The organism is Streptomyces rubrogriseus, from assembly GCF_027947575.1.
Lineage (GTDB): Bacteria > Actinomycetota > Actinomycetes > Streptomycetales > Streptomycetaceae > Streptomyces > Streptomyces rubrogriseus.
The window spans coordinates 1,971,261-1,990,577 of sequence record NZ_CP116256.1 but is presented as its reverse complement, the minus strand read 5'-3'; the positions used below and the strand labels follow the sequence as shown (position 1 = coordinate 1,990,577).

Below are 19,317 nucleotides of genomic sequence, written 5' to 3'. Positions count from 1 at the left end.
GTATCAATGGCTGATACAGAACGCGACGGACCTCACGGCCCACGGTGAACTCGCGCAATCCGTGCTCACTTTGAGTGTTCAGGTGGTCACGCAGTGGGCATGAACGGTTGTACGAAGAGTGAGCGACCGGCGAGTAGTTGGGGAGGGAGTGAAGCACCGTGACCGAAGGGGCCGGCCACCGTGACGGAGAGCTGCCGGACGACCTGACCATGACGGAGGCCGGCATGTGGCAGGCCTTCCGCAACGGCAGCGTGTACGACCTCAGCAGCGGCGACGCGCTCGTCGACGACCCGCACGGCGGGCACCCGTGGGGGCCGGAGCGGACCGTGCGGGCCCGCGTCGTGTGCTGGCTGCTTCTCGACGGCCCGCCGGCGCTCGCGGGCCGGGTGTCCTCGCTGCAACTGGTGGGGGTGCGGATCAGCGACACGATGGATCTGGCGGGCGGCACGGTGGTGCCCTACGTCGAGTTGCGCCGCTGCCGCTTCGAGCGGGAGGTACTGCTGCCGGAGACCCGGTTCACGACGGTGCGGCTGGTGGACTGCGCGGTGCCGCGCCTGGAGGCGGCCCGGCTGCACACCGAGGGCGACCTGCACCTGCCGCGCTCCCGCTTCCCGGGCGGCATCCGGCTCACGGACGCGCAGATAGGCACCGACCTGCTGCTCAACCAGGCGATCGTGCACCGGGACCGCAGCGGGCGTTCCATCGCCGCGGACGGCATGACGGTGGGGCAGGACCTCCAGGCCGAGATGCTGGAGTCGCACGGCGAGGTGAGCCTGCGCAGCGCCCAGGTCGGCGTGTCGCTGAGCCTGCGCGGCGCCCGGCTCCTGAACCCGTACACGCGGCACGCGCTGAACGCCCCGCAGCTGACGGTGGAGCGCACGCTGTACCTGACCCCGGCGGGCCTGGGCAGCCCGCTGCTGCGCGGCACCACGCCCGCGCAGGGCACCCGGATCCAGCGCTTCGAGTGCGAGGGCGGGGTGCGGCTCGACGACGGGCGGTTCGGCGACGCGCTCGACCTGGAGCACGCCCGGTTCACCTTCACCGACGACCAGGAGCTGTCGCTGCGCCGGGTGCAGACGCCCGAGCTGCGCTTCCTGGGCGAGCGTCCGGCGCGCGGGCGGGTGGTGCTGTCGGGGGCGCGGGTGGTCAACCTGATGGACCGGGCGGACAGCTGGCCGGGTCCCGGCCGGTTGCACATGGGCGGCTTCGCCTACGAGAACCTGGTGCCGCGCGGGCCGTTCCCGCTGGCCAAGCGGCTGCGCTGGGTGGGCGCCGCGACCGCCGAGTACAACCCGGAGCCGTACGAGCGCCTCGCGGCGGTGCTGAAGGCCGGCGGCGAGGACGAGGACGCCCGCGAGGTGCTGCTCGCCAAGCACCGCAGGCGCCGGGAGAGCCTGCCGGTCGCCGCGAAGCTGGTGGGCTACGCGCAGGACTGGACGGTCGCCTACGGGTACCGGCCGGGCCGGGCGGCGGTGTGGATGGCGGTGCTGTGGGCGGCCGGCTCGCTCGCCTTCGCCCGCGCGGACCCTCCTCCGCTGAAGAGCGGCGAACACCCGGACTGGAACCCGGCCCTCTTCGCCCTCGACCTCCTGCTCCCGGTGATCGACCTGGGCCAGGCCGGCTCCTGGCAGCTGCACGGCGGCTGGCAGTGGCTGTCGACGGCCCTGGTCCTGCTGGGCTGGGTCCTGGCGACCACCGTGGCAGCGGGCGCCACCCGCCTCCTCCGCCGAAGCTGACCCCTCCGGCCGCGGACACGCGCACCCGTCCCTCGCCACGCAGGGCGCGCCCCGACCGCCACCGGAACGCCGCCGGCGGCGGGACGAGCCGCCGGGGTCACCCGCACGGGTGGCGCGGGTGGTGCGGCCGGGAACCCGAACGGCCGACGGCGGAGCCCGGGCCGCACAACCATCCCGAACCCTCGGCCGTCGTACTGGCCATGCTGCGCGCGTTCCTGCGGACCGCGGCTGCCCGGGCCCGCTCCCGGTCGCCCCGGCCCGCCCAAGACGACGACGTGCTCCTCGACGCCCCCGACGACCGCCTCGCCCCGGCCCTCGTCGCCGCGGCCCACGGCGAGCACGGCCCCGCGGCACGCCTCCTCGCCGGTACCCGCCACGACGCCGAATGGGACCACCGCGACCGTTACGCGACCCGGCTCGCCGCCTTCGCGCGCTTCCGCTCCGAGTGGCTCGACACCTGGCGCGCCACCGCCCCGGACGATCCGGACGCCCTGCTGGTCGCGGCCCGTCTGGCGGTCCGCCGCCACTGGGACTCACCGGCCCGCACCGAGCTACTGCGCCAGGTGATCCCCAGCGTGGTCGCCGCCGCCGAGACCGCCGGTCCCGCCGACCCGGTGCCCTGGCGCACCGCGCTGGACGCCGCACGGGGCGCGGGCGCCGAGCACGCCGAGTTCGAGCGTCTGTGGGAGCAGGCGGTCCGCCGCAGCCCGCACCACTACGGCAGTCACGTCGCCGCCCTGGAGTACCTGGCCGCCGCCTCGTCCGACGCCCACGGCGAGTGCCTCGACTTCGCGGAGACGGCCGCCCAGGAGGCGCCCGAGGAGGCGCTCGTGCGGGCGCTGCCGCTGCACGCGGCCTTCACCTGTCTGACTGCCGCCGGCACCGGCAACGACGCCCGCACCGGCGGCGGGACCACGGCCGCCGTACGCACCCACCGCCCCCGTCTGGATGCCGCCGCCGACCGCGCGATCAGCCTCTCGGCGGCCCACCCCGCGGCCGATCCCTGGGCGGCGGAACTGCGGAACCTGCTCGTCTACGTCCTCGTACGCCTGGAACGCCACCAGGACGCGGCGGAGCAGCTGCGGCTGACCGGCCCGTACGTCACGTCCTTCCCGTGGGACCGGGACACGGACGACCCGCTCGGCGGCTTCCTGCGGGTGCGCGCGGACGTCCGTGCGCACCCCGGGGAAGCTGCCTCCGCGACCGGTACGGCGGCTGCGGGGCGGCCGCGGAACGGGCACGGCGAACGCGTCCGCCCCGGCGACCATTAGGCTTCTGCGTCGTGACCACCGTCCGGCTCCCCCTCTTCCCCCTGAACTCGGTCCTGTTCCCGGGGCTGGTGCTCCCGCTCAACATCTTCGAGGAGCGCTATCGCGCCATGATGCGCGAGTTGCTGAAGACCCCCGAGGACGAACCACGCCGGTTCGCCGTCGTGGCGATCCGCGACGGCTTCGAGGTGGCCCAGACCGCCCCCGGCCTGCCCGATCCCACGGCCGCCCTCGAGCGCGGGCCGACCGCCGGGTTCGGGGCCGACCCGCTCAAGGCGTTCCACAAGGTGGGCTGTGTCGCGGACGCGGCGACGGTCCGGGAGCGGGCCGACGGCACCTTCGAGGTGCTGGCGACCGGCACGACCCGGATGCGGCTGCTCTCGGTGGAGGCCTCGGGGCCGTTCCTGACGGCCGAGCTGGAGCCGCTGCCCGAGGAGCCGGGCGACGAGGCGGGCGCCCTGGCGGAGGGCGTGCTGCGGTCCTTCCGGCAGTACCAGAAGCGGCTGGCGGGGGCCCGCGAACGGTCACTGGCGACCGGCGCCGACCTGCCGGACGAACCGGGTGTGGTCTCCTACCTGGTCGCCGCCGCGATGATGCTGGACACGCCGACGAAGCAGCGCCTGCTCCAGGCCCCGGACACCGCCTCGCGGCTGCGGGACGAGCTGAAACTCCTTCGCTCGGAGACCGCCATCATCCGTACGCTGCCGTCCCTGCCCGCGCAGGAACTGACGCGCGGCCCGACGAGTCTCAACTGAGGTACTGGCCCGCATGGCGAAGAAGCCGAGCAAGGCGAAGAAGCAGCAGCCGGGCGGCACGCCCGCGACGGTGGCGCTCACGGCGGCCGGGGTGGCGTACACGGTCCACGCCTACGAGCACGACCCGGCCCACCCGTCCTACGGCGAGGAGGCGGCCGAGGCGATGGGTGTGTCGCCGGAGCGGGTGTTCAAGACGCTGGTGGCCGACGTCGACGGCGCCCTCACGGTCGCGGTGGTGCCGGTGGCGGGCCAGCTGGACCTCAAGGCGCTGGCGGCGGCGGTGGGCGGCAAGCGCGCGGCGATGGCCGACCCGGCCCTGGCCGAGCGCACCACGGGCTATGTGCGCGGCGGCATCTCCCCGCTGGGCCAGCGCAAGCGGCTGGCGACGGTCCTGGACGCGTCGGCCTCCGGGCACGCCACGATCTGCGTCTCGGCGGGCCGCCGCGGCCTGGAGGTCGAGCTGTCCCCCGACGACCTGGCCAGGCTCACGGACGCGGTACTGGCGCCGGTCGGGCGTACCTGAGCCGAGCGGACGTGCGGGACCTCTCGACGGATGTCCCAATGTCGGCTAATCAGACAGGACATGTCGAAGCGAACACGCAAACGCCGGTGGCGCACCAGGAAGGGCCGGGCGAACCACGGCCGCCGCCCGGCCTAGGCCGGCTTGTCCCCGTACGGCGCCGACGGGTACTGCCCCGGTGCGGGCCAGGGGTCCGGCTCCGGGTCCCGGGGCCCGAACAGTCCCGTCAGCCCCAGGTGGACCACCAGTGCCGCGAGCGACCAGGCCAGCAGCGCGCCCTTGGCGCCCAGCTTGAGCGGAGCGGAGAACGTCACCCCTTTGCCGACGTCCTTCGCGTGCGCGATCACGTCCTGGGTCGGCCCGAGCCACACCCCGAGCCGCCACGCCAGCAGCGATCCGAGCAGCCCGCCGACACCGAGGGCCACCACCAGCGGCACGCCCCCGCGCCGCCGCAGCAGGAACACCACGACCGCGCTGAGCGCCCCGAACGCCAGCGCGAGCAGCGTGAACGTTCCGTCGACGCCGATCGCCTGCTCGCCCTCGGAGTCCTTGAGGTAGACGACCCAGCTGTCGTCGAGGATCTCACCCACCAGCGGCACGCTCGGTGCCAGCTTCCACCACAGCACGCCCAGCAGCGCACCGGAGAGCGCGACAGCCAGCGCGGTCACGGCGGCCTGCCGCACTTCGGTCAACATCCCGGGGCCGTCCTGTTCGCCGTACGTGCCGTAAGGGTCGTGGGAACCGCCGGGCGCGGCTCCCACCGCGTGTGCGCCGACGGGCGGCGCCACCGGCCCGCCCTGGTACGACGGGCGTTCGTTCGGCGGCGGTGGCGGGGTCAAGGGTGCGGTCACCGTGCCATCGTGCCAAACCCGCCTGTGCGGCGCGTCACCGGACGGCGGCCCGGCGGTACGCCCAGGTGGCCACGGCCAGCGAGATCACCCCGACCGCGGCGCACACCGCGAGGTCGCCGAGGACGAAGCCCCAGTCGGGCCGCTCGCCGAAGGTGCGCGCGAAGGCCTCCACGCCGTACGTGGAGGGCAGCAGGTCCCGGGCCAGGCGGACCACCTGCGGCATCCGTTCCGGGGGCAGCACGCCGAGCAGCAGGGCCGCCGACATGCCGAGCTGGCCGAGGAGGGTGGCGAACTCGGGCCGGGGGGCCAGCAGCCCCAGCGCCGCGCCCAGCCCCGCGAGGGCGGCGCCCGCCAGCGGGATCACGGCCACCAGCACCCACAGGTGGGTCATCGGCAGCCCGAACAGCAGACATCCGAACACCGCGGTCACCACGGTCCCGGGCACGGTGAAGGACGCGTAGGCGCCCGCCGCGCCCAGCACCACCGCGGCCGGCGGAACCGGCAGCGTCGCGTAGTGGTCGAGGCCGCCGCTGGCGCGCAGCTGGCCGAAGTACTGGGCGAGGAGGTTCAGCGCGACGAAGGCCACGACGAGCACCGCGGATCCGGCGACCACGGCCCGTGCCTCGCCGCCGCCGTCCACGACGCCGCGCATCAGGATCATGATGCCGATGGACTGGAAGGTCGCCACGAACAGCAGCGGGATGCGCGCGACCCGCGCCCGGGACAGCTGCGCCCGGTACACGGCCACCAGCGAGGGCCACAGCCGTGCCTTCGGCCCCAGCTCGGCCGGACCGGCCGCGCGCCGCCCCTCGGCCGCCGGGGCGGCACCCCGCAGGGCATCGGCGGGTACGACACTCACGTCGCGCAGCTCCCCTTCGCTCGGGTCGTTCGAAGCGGTCGCCCGGGCGGGGGCACTCGCCCCGACGGGTACGGATGCGGCAGCCGGTGTTCTCATCGCTCGCGTGCTCACGTCCTCACCAGCCCCTGCCGCGCGGCGCCGCCCAGCGCCAGGTACACGTCCTCCAGGCTGGGCGTGGCCAGGGTGAAGTCGTCCAGGGCGGCGAAGGCGGCGCCGCCGGTGACGGTGGCGACGACCGCGCGGGCCTCCTCGGGGGCCAGCCGCAGGGTCCAGCGGCGCCCCGACTCGACGACGCGGTCGCGCAGGGCGGCGACCTCCGGGACGTTCAGCGGCGCGCTCTCGCGCCACACCAGGTCGACGCGGACCTCTCCGGCGACCTGCTCCTTGAGCCCGGCGGGCGTGTCGCAGGCGATCACGCGTCCCCGGTCGAGGACGGCGACCCGGTCGAGCACGGTCTCGGCCTCGATGACGTTGTGGGTGACGAGCAGCACGGTGGCGCCGTGCTCGGCGCGCCGCCGGTCGACGGCCGACCACACCGCGCGCCGGGCCACCGGGTCCATGCCGGTGGTCGGCTCGTCCAGCACGAGCAGCGGCCGCTCCCCCACCAGTGCGGCGGCGAAGCAGGCCAGGCGGCGCTGGCCGCCGGAGAGCTTCTTGATCGGGCGGGCGGCGAGCCCGGTCAGGCCCAGTTCCTCGAGCACGGCGTCCCGCTCGGCGCGGGCCCGGCGCACCTCGAGGCCGCGCAGCCGCCCGGTGGTCTCGGCGGCGAGCGACACGGTCAGCTCGTCCAGGGCGCTGGACTCCTGCCCCAGGTAGGCGAGGATCCGCGCGGCCCGCTCCGGGTGGCGCACGATGTCGTGCCCGAGGATCTCCACGCTGCCGCCGTCGGGCCGCATCAGCCCGGTGAGCTGGCGGACGAGGGTGGACTTGCCGGCACCGTTGGGTCCGAGCAGACCGAAGATCTCACCGCGGCGGATGTCCAGGGTGACGTCGTCGGTGGCCCGCACCTCGGGGGTGGCGGGTACCCCGCGCCTGCCGCGCACCGCCGGATAGGTCTTGGTCAGTGAGCGCACCACGCACACGGCATCGCCACCGGGTCGAGGTGCCTGTGCCGCGCGCGTACTCACAAGGGAGGAGACTACGGGGTCGGTCCCCTCGGCCCGCTCCCGGGTCCGCCCATAAGTGTCGATTCAGCAGGTGTCGGTTCGGCCCGGGAGCGCCGGGAAGCACCGGGGGCGCCGGGGCGTCTCACTCGGCGGCGGGCGTGCGTTCGGTCGCCGTGCGCACGTCGATCTCCCGCCAGAACCCGGCCCGGATGGCGTACCGGTCGTGCTCGTCGATCTGGTCGTCCTTGTGCGCGAGCAGCCCGAAGCGGGCCGCGTAGCGCAGCAGCTCACCGTCGACGCGGTGCGGGATGCGCGGGTACATCCCGGACAGTTTCTGCAGGTGGCCGTGGTCGCCGAGCCGTTCCAGCCAGCGCCGGGCGAAGACCTGCCCCACCTCGTACGGGTCGCCGCCGACCGTGGTGATGTCCTCCTCGCGGTCGGCCCAGCGCTGCTCGGCCGTGGTGAGCTGGGCCAGCGTCGGCAGGGTGGCGGCCTCGGCGGGCTCGGCGGCGGGCCGGTCGACCCAGCCCTTGTCGGAGGACCAGCGCAGGGTGGCGTTGGTCGGCTGCGGGGCGGGGTGCGCGCCGGGGGCGCGCAGGGCGGCGAGGTCCTTGGGGGTGGGGACGCCCTTGGCGGGCGGTACCCGTTCCTCGGTGCCGGTCGGTCCCGCGGCGGCCGTGGTGGGGTGTTCGGGCGCCTCGGCGGGGCGCTGGGCGGCGGAGAGAGCGGACTCGGGCAGCGGCGCGGAGAGGATCGCGGCGATCTCGGGGCGGGGTACGGGCGGCGGCGCGCAGATGCCGCCGAGTTCCTTGGCGCGCACGGCCTTGGTGATCCACGTACGGTCCAGGACGCGGCGTTCGTCGGCCTCGGCGACCAGGTCCTCGGACTGGTTGTAGTCGCCGTCGGCGGCCTGCACGGCCCACAGGTGGACGGCGACGCCGTGCTCCTTGGCGGCCATCATCCCGGGCAGCAGGTCGCCGTCGCCGGTCACCAGGACGACGTCGGAACAGGCGCGGTTGCGGGCCAGTTCGGTCAGTTCGGCGTGCATGGCGGCGTCCACGCCCTTCTGCGCCCACCGCCCGTCACTGCGGGTGAGCGCACCGAGCCGGACGGTGACCCTGGGCATCACGCGCAACCGCCGGTGTTCGGGCTGCGGGACGCGGTCGGGGGCGCCGTCGAACCAGTAGATGCGCAGCAGGGGCTGTTGCGTGTCGGACTCGGCGCGGTCGCGCAACCCCTGGATGAGGGCGGAGTGATCGACGGTGATGCGCGAACGCGAGGGTTCCCCCGCCAGGAGACTCGCGGCGGCCCCCAGCAGATACCCGGCGTCCACCAGGACGATGCAGCGGTCCACGCGGTCCACCCTCTTTCCGGGAGGTTTGCTTCGGGCTTCCTTCGAGTCTGCCCGACCACGCGGAGGTTAACGGCCCGAACTCGATCTTCGGCGTGGCGTTTCGACACCCCGCGACCGCTCGGACCGCGTCACGGACGGTAATTGCCCGATATGCGTTCTTTGTTGGCCTATGTGAATCTGGTTCCGGCCCTGGCCCCTAGATCCCCCTCAGGAGGTAGATCACCATGGCCAAGAACAAGAACAACCGTGATCGTAAGCACCCGCAGGCCGAGCGCTCCCCGCAGGCCGCCGAGTCGGCCGTACTGGACCGCGAGGAGCAGCACTCCCCGCAGCTGACGACGCCCGGCGACGCGGCCGCCCGCAAGCGGAACAAGCGCTTCGGCCACAACTGACAGCCACGACGAAGGGCGCACCCGGCAACCGGGTGCGCCCTCGCTCGTCGTGGTCCGGGGTGCCGCTCAGCCGGCCAGGCAGGACGGCCCGAGCAGCACCTTCAGGTCGCCGAACAGCGCCGGATCGGGCTTCACCCGGTGCCGGTCCAGGCGCAGCACCGTCGTCTTCGTCGGCCCCTGGAGCTTGATCCGCACCTCGCTGTCGCCCCGGTGGTGGGTGAGGATCTCACCGAGCCTGCTGACCATCGGCGGCGTGATGCGGGTCGCCGGGATGGTGAGGACGACGGGGGCGTTGGTGCCCGCGTTGGACAGGTCGGGGATCATCAGCTCCATCGCGACCAGCCGGGGCACGTCCTCCCGCTTGTCGAGGCGCCCCTTGACGAACACCACGGCGTCCTCGACCAGTTGCGTGGACACCAGCTGGTACGTCGCCGGGAAGAACATGCACTCCAGCGAGCCGGCCAGGTCCTCCACGGTGGCGATGGCCCAGGCGTTGCCCTGCTTGGTCATCTTGCGCTGGAGGCCCGAGATGATGCCGCCGATGGTGACGACCGCGCCGTCGCCGAAGTCACCGCCGGTGAGCTGGGAGATGCCCGCGTCGGCCTTGTCGGACAGCACGTGCTCCAGGCCGAAGAGCGGGTGGTCGGAGACGTAGAGACCGAGCATCTCCCGCTCCTGGGCGAGCAGATAGGTCTTGTCCCACTCGTCCTCGCCGAAGACCACGTCGAGTCCGAAGCCGGGCTCGTCGCTCTGCTCGTCGCCCATGCCGCCGAAGAGGTCGAACTGGCCCTCGGCCTCCTTGCGCTTGACCGCGACCACGTTGTCGATCATCGGTTCGTACTGCGCGGTGAGGCCCTTGCGGGTGTGTCCCATCTCGTCGAAGGCGCCCGCCTTGATCAGCGACTCCGTCGTCCGCTTGTTGCAGACGACCGCCTCCACCTTGTCCAGGTAGTCGGGGAAGGACGCGTACTTCCCCTTGGCCTTGCGGCACTTGATGATCGACTCGACGACGTTGGTGCCGACGTTGCGCACGGCGGAGAGGCCGAAGAGGATCACGTCGTCGCCCTGGGCGGCGAAGTTCGACATGGACTCGTTGACGTTGGGCGGCAGCACCTTGATGCCCATGCGCCGGCACTCGTTCAGGTAGACGGCCGACTTGTCCTTGTCGTCCTTGACCGAGGTGAGCAGGGCGGCCATGTACTCGGCCGGGTAGTTCGCCTTCAGGTAGCCGGTCCAGTACGAGACCAGGCCGTAGGCGGCCGAGTGCGCCTTGTTGAAGGCGTAGCCGGCGAAGGGGACCAGCACGTCCCACAGGGCCTGGATGGCCTCGTCGCTGTAGCCGTTCTTCCTGGCTCCGGCCTGGAAGAGGACGAAGTTCTTCGCCAGTTCGTCGGGCTTCTTCTTGCCCATCACGCGGCGCAGGATGTCGGCCTCGCCGAGCGAGTAACCCGCGATGATCTGGGCGGCCTTCTGCACCTGCTCCTGATAGACGATCAGGCCGTAGGTGACCGCGAGGACCTCCTGGAGGGGCTCCTCCAGCTCCTTGTGGATCGGCGTGATCTCCTGGAGGCCGTTCTTGCGCAGCGCGTAGTTGGTGTGCGAGTCCATGCCCATGGGGCCGGGGCGGTAGAGCGCGGAGACGGCGGAGATGTCCTCGAAGTTGTCGGGCTTCATCAGCCGCAGCAGGGAGCGCATCGGGCCGCCGTCGAACTGGAAGACGCCGAGCGTGTCGCCGCGCTGGAGCAGTTCGAAGGTCGTGGGGTCGTCCAGCGGCAGCGACAGCAGGTCGAGGTCGATGCCCTTGTTGGACTTCACCATCTTGACGGCGTCGTCCATGATCGTGAGGTTGCGCAGGCCGAGGAAGTCCATCTTCAGCAGGCCGAGCGACTCGCACTGCGGGTAGTCCCACTGCGTGATGGTCACGCCGTCCGTGTGCCGGACCCAGATCGGGGCGTGGTCGACGATGGGCTCGCTGGACATGATCACGCCGGCCGCGTGCACGCCCATCTGCCGGACCAGGCCCTCGACGCCCTTGGCGGTGTCGATGACCTTCTTGACGTCGGGCTCGCTCTCGTACATCGAGCGGATCTCGCCGGCCTCGCTGTAGCGCGGGTGCGTCGGGTCGGTGATGCCGTTGAGGTCGATGCCCTTGCCGAGGACGTCGGCGGGCATGGCCTTGGTCAGCCGGTCGCCCATCGCGTACGGGTAGCCCAGCACGCGCGCGGAGTCCTTGATGGCGTTCTTCGCCTTGATCTTGCCGTAGGTGCCGATCATGGCGACCTTGTCGGCGCCGTACTTCTCCGTCACGTACCTGATCACCTCGACGCGCCGGCGCTCGTCGAAGTCGATGTCGACGTCGGGCATGGAGACGCGCTCGGGGTTGAGGAACCGCTCGAAGATCAGGCCGTGCGGGATGGGGTCGAGGTCGGTGATGCCCATCGCGTAGGCCACGATCGAGCCGGCCGCGGAGCCTCGGCCGGGGCCGACCGCGATGCCCTGGTTCTTGGCCCACATGATGAAGTCGGCGACCACCAGGAAGTACCCCGGGAACCCCATCTGGATGATGACGTCCATCTCGTACTCGGCCTGCTTCTGGCGGTCCTCGGGGACCTGGCCCGAGAAGCGGCGCTCCATGCCGCGGCGGACCTCCTCCTGGAACCAGGTGATCTCCGTGAAGCCCTCGGGGATGTCGAACTTCGGCATGAGGTCGCGCTTCTCGAACATGCCGGTGGTGTCGATCATCTCGGCGATCAGGCGCGTGTTGGCGCAGCCCTCCTGCCAGGCGTCGGAGGAGTCGATGGCGTACATCTCGTCCGTCGACTTCAGGTAGTAGCCGGTGCCGTCGAAGCGGAAGCGGTCCGGGTCGGAGAGGTTCTTGCCGGTCTGGATGCACAGCAGGGCGTCGTGGGCGGTCGCCTCGTGCGCGTAGGTGTAGTGCGAGTCGTTCGTCACCAGCGGCGGGATGCCGAGCTTCCTGCCGATCTCCAGGAGTCCGTCGCGGACCCGGTGCTCGATCTCGATGCCGTGGTCCATCAGCTCCAGGAAGTACCGGTCCTTGCCGAAGATGTCCTGGTAGTCGGCGGCGGCCTTCAGGGCCTCGTCGAAGTGGCCGAGGCGCAGCCGGGTCTGCACCTCGCCGGAGGGGCAGCCGGTGGAGGCGACGATGCCCTCGGACCACTGGCTGATGGTCTCCTTGTCCATCCGCGGCCACTTCTGCAGCCAGCCCTCGGCGTACGCGTCGGAGGAGAGGCGGAAGAGGTTGTGCAGGCCGGTGCTGTTCGTCGCCCACATGGTCTTGTGGGTGTAACCGCCCGAACCCGAGACGTCGTCCCGCTTCTGGTGCGGCTGGCCCCACTGGATCTTGCGCTTGTTGCGCCGGGACTCGGGCGCGACGTACGCCTCGATCCCGATGATCGGGGTGACTCCGGCCTTCTTCGCGGAGTGGAAGAAGTCGTACGCCCCGTGCAGGTTGCCGTGGTCGGACATGGCGATGTGCGACATGCCCATCTCGTTGCACGCCTCGAACATGTCCTTGAGCCGCGCGGCACCGTCCAGCAGCGAGTACTGGGTGTGGACGTGCAGGTGCGTGAACGGCGGCTTTGACACGTGCGGCCTCCTGGGAAAACTGGGGTCGACTGGCGGCGGTCGATCCGGGGGGTCAGCGTCGAAGTCTATGCCTCTGCACTGACACTCCGAGGGCCACCACGCGTACCTTCTGGGGCGGGCACTCCCGCACCCCTTCGAACGTTGGCCCGAGTGGAGATCCGCTCCATCCGTGAGGCACCACCCGCACCAGGAGGCACCAGGCATGTCGGTCCCGCAGCTCAACGAGGAGCACCGCGGCGAGGAGATCCTCGCCGTCTTCGACACCGCCTTCGGCCAGCTGCTGGCCGCGGATCCCGCGGCGTTCCGAGTGAAGTTCCGGAAGATGGCGGCCTCCGCCTTCGCGTTCTACCGCGGCACCGCTGGTCTCTTTTACCGCGATTTGACCGAGGATCCGGACTTCGGTGATCAGCACGGCGGCGCCTACCTGGACGAGCGGACCTCCCGGGTGTGGATCCACGGCGACCTCCACGCGGAGAACTTCGGCACGTACATGGACTCCACCGGCCGGCTGATCTTCAACGTCAACGACTTCGACGAGGCCTACGTCGGCCCGTTCACCTGGGACCTCAAGCGCTTCGCCGCCTCCGTCGCGCTGATCGGGTACGCGAAGGCGTTCAGCGACGAGCAGATCACCGAGCTGGTGCGGGTGTACGCGGGCGCGTACCGCGAGCGGATCCACGCCCTGGCCACCGGCGCCAAGAGCGACGAGGTGCCGCCCTTCACGCTGGACACCGCGGAGGGCCCGCTGCTCGGCGCGCTGCGGGTGGCCCGCTCGCTGACCCGCTTCGGGCTGCTGGACTCGATGACCGAGATCCGTGACTTCGAGCGCCGCTTCGCCCCCGGCGGCGGCTCCATCGAGCTGGACGCCGCCACGCGCTACAAGGTGCTCGCGGCCTTCGACGGCTACCTGGAGACGCTCCCCGAGTCCTCCCTGGCCCGCCCCGACTCCTACCGGGTGAAGGACGTCGTCGGCCGCCGGGGCATCGGCATCGGCTCGGCCGGCCTGCCCTCGTACAACATCCTCCTGGAGGGCAACAGCGACGCGTTGGAGAACGACGTCGTGATCTACATCAAGCAGGCCCAGACCCCGGCCGTCTCCCGGCACATCACCGACCAGGCCATCCGGGACTACTTCCGGCACGAGGGCCACCGCACGGTGATCTCCCAGCGCGCCCTCCAGGCGCACGCCGACCCGTGGCTGGGCTGGACCGAGCTGGACGGCGCCGGACAGCTGGTCGCCGAGGTCTCGCCGTACGCGGTCGACCTGGACTGGGGCGACATCGACGACCCGGAGGAGATCGCCGAGGTCGTCGCCGACCTGGGCCGGGCCACCGCGACCATGCACGCGGCGGCCGACGACCAGTCCGGGGAGTCCCTGGTGCCGTTCTCCACGGAGCGGGCCATCGACGCGGCGATCGCGGCCGACGAGGAGGGCTTCGCGCCGCTGCTGGTCGACTTCGCGCACCGCTACGGCGCACGCGCGCGCGGCGACCACCAGACCTTCGTCGACCTGTTCCGCAACGGCCGGATCCCGGGTCTGTGACCATTCCGGTTCGGTAACCGTCGGCCGTCTCACAGGAACCCTTTAGGGGTCCCTTACCGGACCCCGTGACACACTCTTCTACTGCTATGGACATATCCGGAACCCCGCTCAGAGCCGTACGCGCGGCGCTGTTCACGGCACTCGCCGTGACTCTCAGCACCGCGTCGCACGTGCTGCTGTCCGGGGTTCCGCTGCCGCTGCCCACGGTGGCCGCCGTCGCGGCCGCCGTGTTCCTGATCGCGTACGCCCTGGCCGGGCGGCGCGAGCGCGGCTTCGGGCGGATCGCCGCCCTGCTGATCCCGCTGGAGCTGGCCGCCGACACGGTCTTCACCACCGGCCAGCACGTCTGCTACGGCCGGGCGGGCGGCCCGGTCGCGGGCCCGCTGCGTTCGGTCGGCTTCGACGTGCTGTGCGGCGACGGGACCGGCATCCACGCCGGGGTGACCGCGCCGCTGACCCGGGTGACCGGGGCCGAGACCGACCGGATGGCGTCGGTGCTGGCCCAGGCCGACCCCGGCACCGCCTGGCTGCTGCTCGGCGCGCACGTCGGGGTCGGGCTGCTGGCGGCGGCCTGGCTGCGGCGCGGCGAGCGGGCGCTGGCCCAGCTGCTCGGCGCGGTGGCCGCGACCACCTTCCGGCCGCTGCTGCTCGCCGTCGCCGCCGTGGGCGTGCGCCGGGCCCCGGCGGTGCGCCGCCCGGCTCCCCCGGCCCGCCGCGCCGCCGGTGCCCGCGAGCGGATCCTCACGCACTCCCTGGGACGTCGCGGACCGCCGTGCCCGGTGGCCACCCTCGTCTGACCCGGCACCGGCCGAGTCGCACGAGCACACCGAGCACGGCAGTCCCCCCATACGAACTTCCGCACACCCCCGTGTGCGCGTCCCCGGAGAGATCACCATCATGAGCAAGCGGAACAGCCAGGCGGCGAAGACGGCGGCCCGTGAGCGCCTGCGCCAGGAGCGCGAGCGCCAGGCCAAGCGCGACAAGGTCAGGCGCCAGGTCATCGTGGCCGCCTCCATCGTCGGCGTGCTGGCGATAGCCGGCGGCATCAGCTACGCCGTCGTGCAGGGCAACAAGCCCAGCGGCTGGGACAAGGCCGCCGAGGCGAAGGTGGTGGCCCCGGCCAACACCTCCGGCAAGGACGGCACCACCGTCGTCATCGGCGAGTCCAAGTCCGACAACGTCATCCACCTCTACGAGGACCCGCGCTGCCCGGGCTGCGCGGCGATGGAGCAGAGCATCGGCGAGACCGTCAACAAGGGCATGGAGGACGGCGACTACAAGCTCTCCTTCACCGTCGGCACCTTCCTCGACGGCAACCTGGGCGGCGAGGGCTCCAAGAACGCGCTGAGCGCGCTCGGCGCCGCGCTGAACGTCAGCCCCGAGGCGTTCGTCGACTACAAGACCGCGCTCTACTCCACGAAGTACCACCCCGAGGAGTCGACCGACGAGTTCGCCAAGGACGACTACCTGATCAAGGTGGCGGACTCGGTCGACGCCCTGAAGGGCAACAAGAAGTTCCAGGACGCCGTGGAGAAGGGCACCTACGACGCCTGGGCGATGCGGATGAGCAAGTCCTTCGACAAGGCCGAGGGCGTCGAGTCGACCCCGACCATCAAGATCAACGACAAGGTGGTCGAGACCCCGAGCACGCCCGACGCGTGGCAGAAGGCGCTGAAGGACGCGGGCGTCACCAAGTGACCCGCTGATCCCGCCGCCGGTCCCGGGTGACCGGCCCCGGTGGCCGGTTCCGGTGATCGCCGTCCGACGAGTGGGCGAACTTTTGCGAGTTCGCCCACTCGCGCGCGTACCGATCAGTAACCTGATCGGCCGTGACCAGTCGACACAGAGCCTCCGAGAACTCCCGCACCCCGAGCCGCCGTACGGTCGTCAAGGCCGCGGCGGCCGGTGCCGCGCTCGCCGCCCCGCTGGCCGCGGCGCTGCCCGCCGGCGCCGCCGACGCGGCCCCCGCCTTCCTGCACGGCGTCGCCTCCGGCGATCCCCTGCCCGACGGGATCCTGCTGTGGACCCGGGTGACCCCGACGCCCGAGGCCATACCGGGCTCCGGTACCGGTCCGGACACCGTGGTGAGCTGGGTGGTCGCCACGGACAAGGCCCTCACGAACGTCGTCGCCAAGGGCTCCGTCACCGCCACGGCCGCCGCCGACCACACCGTCAAGGCGGACGTCCGCGGCCTCGCACCCGCCACAGACTACTGGTTCCGCTTCTCCGCGGGCCCCACCGACTCCCCCGTCGCCCGCACCCGCACCGCCCCCGCGCACGACGCGGCCGTCACCGGCCTGCGCTTCGGCGTGGTCTCCTGCGCCAACTGGGAGGCCGGGTACTTCTCCTCGTACCGCCATCTCGCCGCCCGCGGCGACCTGGACGCCTGGCTGCACCTGGGCGACTACATCTACGAGTACGGCACCGGGGAGTACGGCACCCGCGACACGGTGGTGCGTCCGCACGCGCCGGCCCACGAGATCCTCACCCTCGCCGACTACCGGATCCGGCACGGCCGCTACAAGACCGACCCCGACCTCCAGGCCCTGCACGCCACGGCTCCGGTGGTGGCGATCTGGGACGACCACGAGATCGCCAACGACACCTGGTCGGGCGGCGCCGAGAACCACACCGAGGGCGCCGAGGGGAGCTGGGCGGAGCGGCAGAGCGCCGCCAAGCGGGCCTACTTCGAGTGGATGCCGGTGCGCCCGGCGATCGCCGGCACCACCTACCGGCGGCTGCGGTTCGGCAAGCTGGTCGACCTCTCGCTGCTCGACCTGCGCTCCTTCCGGTCCCAGCAGGTGGCGCTCGGCAACGGCGACGTCGACGACCCGGACCGCACCCTCACCGGCCGCGCCCAGCTCGACTGGCTCAAGTCGGGTCTCGCGTCCTCCGACGCCACCTGGCGGCTGGTCGGCAACCCGGTGATGATCTCGCCGTTCGCGGTCGGCTCGCTCCCCGCGTCACTGCTCCGGCCGCTCGCCGAACTGCTCGGGCTGCCGAAGGAGGGCATCGCCCTCAACACCGACCAGTGGGACGGCTACACCGACGACCGCCGCGAGCTGCTGGCCCACCTGCGCGCGCACGCGATCCGCAACACCGTGTTCCTGACCGGCGACATCCACATGGCCTGGGCCAACGACGTGCCGTACAACGCCGGGACCTACCCGCTGTCCGCCTCCGCGGCCACGGAGTTCGTCGTCACGTCGGTGACCTCCGACAACCTCGACGACATCGTGAAGGTCCCCGAGGGCACCGTCTCGGCGATCGCCGCGCCGGTGATCCGGGCCGCGAACCGGCACGTGCGCTGGGTCGACACGGACCGGCACGGCTACGGCGTGCTGGACATCACCGCGGACCGGGCGCAGATGGACTACTACGTGGTCTCCGACCGCACCGACCCGCGGGCCGCCTCCGAGTGGACCCGCTCCTACCGCACCCGCACCGGCACGCAGCGCGTCGAGCGCGTCTACTCCCCCGCCTGAGCCTCCTGGAGGGACTCGAGGAAGCCGAGCGCCACCCGCCAGGTGGCCTCGGCCGCCTCCGCGTCGTAGTCGTCCAGCCCCGGGTCGGTGTACAGGTGACCGGCGCCGGGATATCTGTGCACCTCGACGTCGGCGCCGATCCGGCCCATCTGCAGATACCAGGCGCTGAGCCAGTCGTCCGTCTCGAAGGGGTCCGGCTCGGCCACGTGCAGCTGGACCGGCAGCTCGTCGACCGAGGCGTTGGCCGCGAGGTCCGAAGTGCCGTGCAGGAGCAGCAGCCCGCGCGCCCGGTGGTCGCCGAGGGCGAGGGTCTGGGCGATCGAGGCGCCGAGCGAGAACCCGGCGTACACCAGCCCGCGCTCCGAGTAGGGCGCGGCGGCCAGCACCGCCCGCTTCAGCAGCTCCTCCCGGCCGATCCCGTCCTGATGGGCCATGCCCTCCTCGACCGAGTCGAAGGTACGGCCCTCGAAGAGGTCCGGGGTCCACACCTGGTGCCCGGCGTCGCGCAGCCGGTCGGCGGCCTGCCGCACCGCGGGCCTCGGGCCGAGGGTCGAGTGAAAGAGCACGATGTTCATGGGGCCATGGTGCCAGCCGGGTGTGACAGACCCGCGCCCGGCGATACCCCGGGCGGGAGATACCTCACAGGTTCACAGCACCGCGCGGCCGGTTACGTTCGAGGGATGGAGACGATACTCCGCCCGCTGATCGTGGTCGGCGGCTCGGTACTGCTGACCGTGGTCATCGGCTGGGCCACCGACCTGCTGCTGCGCAAGGCCGACGGACGCCACCCGGAGACACCGCTGTGGGGGCTGCTGCGGCGCGCCCGCGTGCCCTACCAGATCGTGCTCTGCGCGGGCCTGCTGAGAGGGTCCTACGTCGAGGCCGGGGTGTTCCCCGAGCACCGGACCGGGGTCGGCCGGACGCTGACCCTGCTGCTGATCGGCTCGGCGGCCTGGCTGGTGGTCCGGATCGCCGCGGCGGTCGTCGAGACGTCCTACTCCCGTTACGCGCACGCCCACGCCGAACGGGACCCGGCCCGGGTCCGGCGGGTGCGGACCCAGGTGTCTTTGATCATGAGGGTGGTCACGGCGGTCGTGGGCGTGGTCGCGGTGTCCTCGATGCTGCTGACGTTCCCGGCGATGCGGGCGGCGGGCGCCTCGCTGCTGGCCTCGGCCGGCATCATCGGCATCGTCGCCGGTGTGGCGGCCCAGTCCACGCTGGGCAATCTGTTCGCGGGGTTCCAGATCGCCTTCGGCGACATGGTGCGCATGGGCGACACGGTCGTGGTGGACGGCGAGTGGGGCACCGTCGAGGAGATCACGCTGACGTATCTGAGCGTGCGTACCTGGGACGAGCGCCGGATCACGATGCCGGTGTCGTACTTCACCTCCAAGCCGTTCGAGAACTGGTCGCGCGGCACCCCGCAGATGACCGGAACCGTGTTCTGGCACCTCGACCACTCGGCGCCGATGGACCTGATGCGCGCGCGGCTGCGCGACATCCTGCGCGAGTGCCCGGCCTGGGACGGGCGCAACTACAACCTGACCGTCACCGACACCACCCCGACCACCATGGAGGTGCGGGCCCTGGTGACGGCGAAGGACGCGGACGACATCTGGACGGTGCGGGTCACGGTCCGCGAGGGGATGCTCCGTTGGCTGGCCGACGAGCACCCGTACGCGCTGCCCCGGGTCAACACGGCGGACGCGGCCCTGCGCCCGTCCCACGACGGCTTCCCGCACGCCCGCCACGCCCCGGACCCGGCCGCCGGCCGCTCCTCCGACGGGGAAGCCCGCCGATTCCCGGGCCGCCCCGCCAAGAGCCTGTGACCGCGCGGTCGCG

At 72.1% G+C, this 19,317-nt stretch carries 16 protein-coding genes; 10 read left to right on the top strand and 6 right to left on the bottom strand.

Annotation, left to right across the window (positions count from 1 at the left end; genetic code table 11):
* Positions 1–158: 158 nt before the first annotated feature.
* The 4 genes from Sru02f_RS08675 to ybaK all read left to right on the top strand — a co-directional run bounded on the left by Sru02f_RS08675 (position 159) and on the right by ybaK (position 4,282).
* Positions 159–1,736, top strand: coding sequence for an oxidoreductase (locus Sru02f_RS08675; RefSeq protein ID WP_109031851.1), 1,578 nt, complete (start codon positions 159–161; stop codon positions 1,734–1,736).
* Positions 1,737–1,936: 200 nt separating this feature from the next.
* Positions 1,937–3,007, top strand: coding sequence for a serine/threonine-protein kinase (locus Sru02f_RS08670; protein ID WP_109031850.1), 1,071 nt, complete (start codon positions 1,937–1,939; stop codon positions 3,005–3,007).
* Positions 3,008–3,018: 11 nt separating this feature from the next.
* On the top strand, positions 3,019–3,759 hold the full coding sequence (locus tag Sru02f_RS08665; RefSeq protein ID WP_109031849.1) for an LON peptidase substrate-binding domain-containing protein: 741 nt from the start codon (positions 3,019–3,021) through the stop codon (positions 3,757–3,759).
* Between the two features lie 13 nt (positions 3,760–3,772).
* Complete coding sequence (gene ybaK, locus Sru02f_RS08660) at positions 3,773–4,282, top strand: Cys-tRNA(Pro) deacylase (RefSeq protein WP_109031848.1); 510 nt, start codon at positions 3,773–3,775, stop codon at positions 4,280–4,282.
* A gap of 131 nt (positions 4,283–4,413) precedes the next feature.
* Here ybaK and Sru02f_RS08655 read toward each other — a convergent pair whose 3' ends face one another.
* The 4 genes from Sru02f_RS08655 to Sru02f_RS08640 form a co-directional block, all read right to left on the bottom strand.
* Positions 4,414–5,130: an AAA family ATPase gene (locus Sru02f_RS08655; RefSeq protein WP_109031847.1), complete on the bottom strand. Its 717-nt coding sequence runs from the start codon at positions 5,128–5,130 to the stop codon at positions 4,414–4,416.
* A 34-nt stretch (positions 5,131–5,164) separates the two neighbouring features.
* Positions 5,165–5,989: an ABC transporter permease gene (locus tag Sru02f_RS08650; protein WP_109031846.1), complete on the bottom strand. Its 825-nt coding sequence runs from the start codon at positions 5,987–5,989 to the stop codon at positions 5,165–5,167.
* A gap of 107 nt (positions 5,990–6,096) precedes the next feature.
* Entirely contained in the window at positions 6,097–7,071 is a 975-nt protein-coding gene (locus tag Sru02f_RS08645) for an ABC transporter ATP-binding protein (RefSeq protein WP_109031845.1), read from the bottom strand.
* A 166-nt stretch (positions 7,072–7,237) separates the two neighbouring features.
* Positions 7,238–8,449: an NYN domain-containing protein gene (locus Sru02f_RS08640; RefSeq protein WP_109032106.1), complete on the bottom strand. Its 1,212-nt coding sequence runs from the start codon at positions 8,447–8,449 to the stop codon at positions 7,238–7,240.
* A gap of 224 nt (positions 8,450–8,673) precedes the next feature.
* Here Sru02f_RS08640 and Sru02f_RS08635 point away from each other — a divergent pair, with 224 nt between their 5' ends.
* Positions 8,674–8,841, top strand: coding sequence for a hypothetical protein (locus tag Sru02f_RS08635; protein WP_003976752.1), 168 nt, complete (start codon positions 8,674–8,676; stop codon positions 8,839–8,841).
* 66 nt (positions 8,842–8,907) lie between these two features.
* On the opposite strand, the gene dnaE is transcribed toward Sru02f_RS08635, so the two are convergent.
* Positions 8,908–12,447 (bottom strand): DNA polymerase III subunit alpha, encoded by a 3,540-nt coding sequence (gene dnaE / locus Sru02f_RS08630; protein ID WP_109031844.1) that lies wholly within the window; start codon positions 12,445–12,447, stop codon positions 8,908–8,910.
* A 202-nt stretch (positions 12,448–12,649) separates the two neighbouring features.
* Here dnaE and Sru02f_RS08625 point away from each other — a divergent pair, with 202 nt between their 5' ends.
* From Sru02f_RS08625 to Sru02f_RS08610, 4 genes are all read left to right on the top strand, one after another.
* Positions 12,650–13,990 (top strand): DUF2252 domain-containing protein, encoded by a 1,341-nt coding sequence (locus tag Sru02f_RS08625; RefSeq protein WP_109031843.1) that lies wholly within the window; start codon positions 12,650–12,652, stop codon positions 13,988–13,990.
* 86 nt (positions 13,991–14,076) lie between these two features.
* A complete protein-coding gene (locus tag Sru02f_RS08620; RefSeq protein ID WP_109031842.1) occupies positions 14,077–14,787 on the top strand; it encodes a hypothetical protein in 711 nt (236 codons plus the stop codon).
* A 100-nt stretch (positions 14,788–14,887) separates the two neighbouring features.
* Positions 14,888–15,688, top strand: a complete 801-nt coding sequence (locus Sru02f_RS08615; protein WP_109032105.1) for a DsbA family protein — start codon at positions 14,888–14,890, stop codon at positions 15,686–15,688.
* A gap of 131 nt (positions 15,689–15,819) precedes the next feature.
* Positions 15,820–17,475, top strand: coding sequence for an alkaline phosphatase D family protein (locus Sru02f_RS08610; RefSeq protein ID WP_109031841.1), 1,656 nt, complete (start codon positions 15,820–15,822; stop codon positions 17,473–17,475).
* Here the strand turns inward: Sru02f_RS08610 and Sru02f_RS08605 are convergent.
* Positions 17,460–18,050, bottom strand: coding sequence for a dienelactone hydrolase family protein (locus tag Sru02f_RS08605; protein WP_109031840.1), 591 nt, complete (start codon positions 18,048–18,050; stop codon positions 17,460–17,462). The two genes, Sru02f_RS08610 and Sru02f_RS08605, sit on opposite strands and share 16 nt — an antisense overlap.
* Positions 18,051–18,155: 105 nt before the next feature.
* Here Sru02f_RS08605 and Sru02f_RS08600 point away from each other — a divergent pair, with 105 nt between their 5' ends.
* Positions 18,156–19,304 (top strand): mechanosensitive ion channel family protein, encoded by a 1,149-nt coding sequence (locus Sru02f_RS08600; RefSeq protein ID WP_109031839.1) that lies wholly within the window; start codon positions 18,156–18,158, stop codon positions 19,302–19,304.
* The last annotated feature ends 13 nt before the right edge of the window (positions 19,305–19,317 follow it).

Excerpts from the sequence above, each read along its gene's own strand:
- Sru02f_RS08670 (WP_109031850.1), top strand. The coding sequence starts at position 1,937 with ATGCTGCGCGCGTTCCTGCGGACCGCGGCTGCCCGGGCCCGCTCCCGG.
- ybaK (WP_109031848.1), top strand. The coding sequence starts at position 3,773 with ATGGCGAAGAAGCCGAGCAAGGCGAAGAAGCAGCAGCCGGGCGGCACG.
- Sru02f_RS08635 (WP_003976752.1), top strand. The coding sequence starts at position 8,674 with ATGGCCAAGAACAAGAACAACCGTGATCGTAAGCACCCGCAGGCCGAG.
- Sru02f_RS08625 (WP_109031843.1), top strand. The coding sequence starts at position 12,650 with ATGTCGGTCCCGCAGCTCAACGAGGAGCACCGCGGCGAGGAGATCCTC.
- Sru02f_RS08620 (WP_109031842.1), top strand. The coding sequence starts at position 14,077 with ATGGACATATCCGGAACCCCGCTCAGAGCCGTACGCGCGGCGCTGTTC.
- Sru02f_RS08615 (WP_109032105.1), top strand. The coding sequence starts at position 14,888 with ATGAGCAAGCGGAACAGCCAGGCGGCGAAGACGGCGGCCCGTGAGCGC.
- Sru02f_RS08605 (WP_109031840.1), bottom strand. The coding sequence starts at position 18,050 with ATGAACATCGTGCTCTTTCACTCGACCCTCGGCCCGAGGCCCGCGGTG.
- Sru02f_RS08600 (WP_109031839.1), top strand. The coding sequence starts at position 18,156 with ATGGAGACGATACTCCGCCCGCTGATCGTGGTCGGCGGCTCGGTACTG.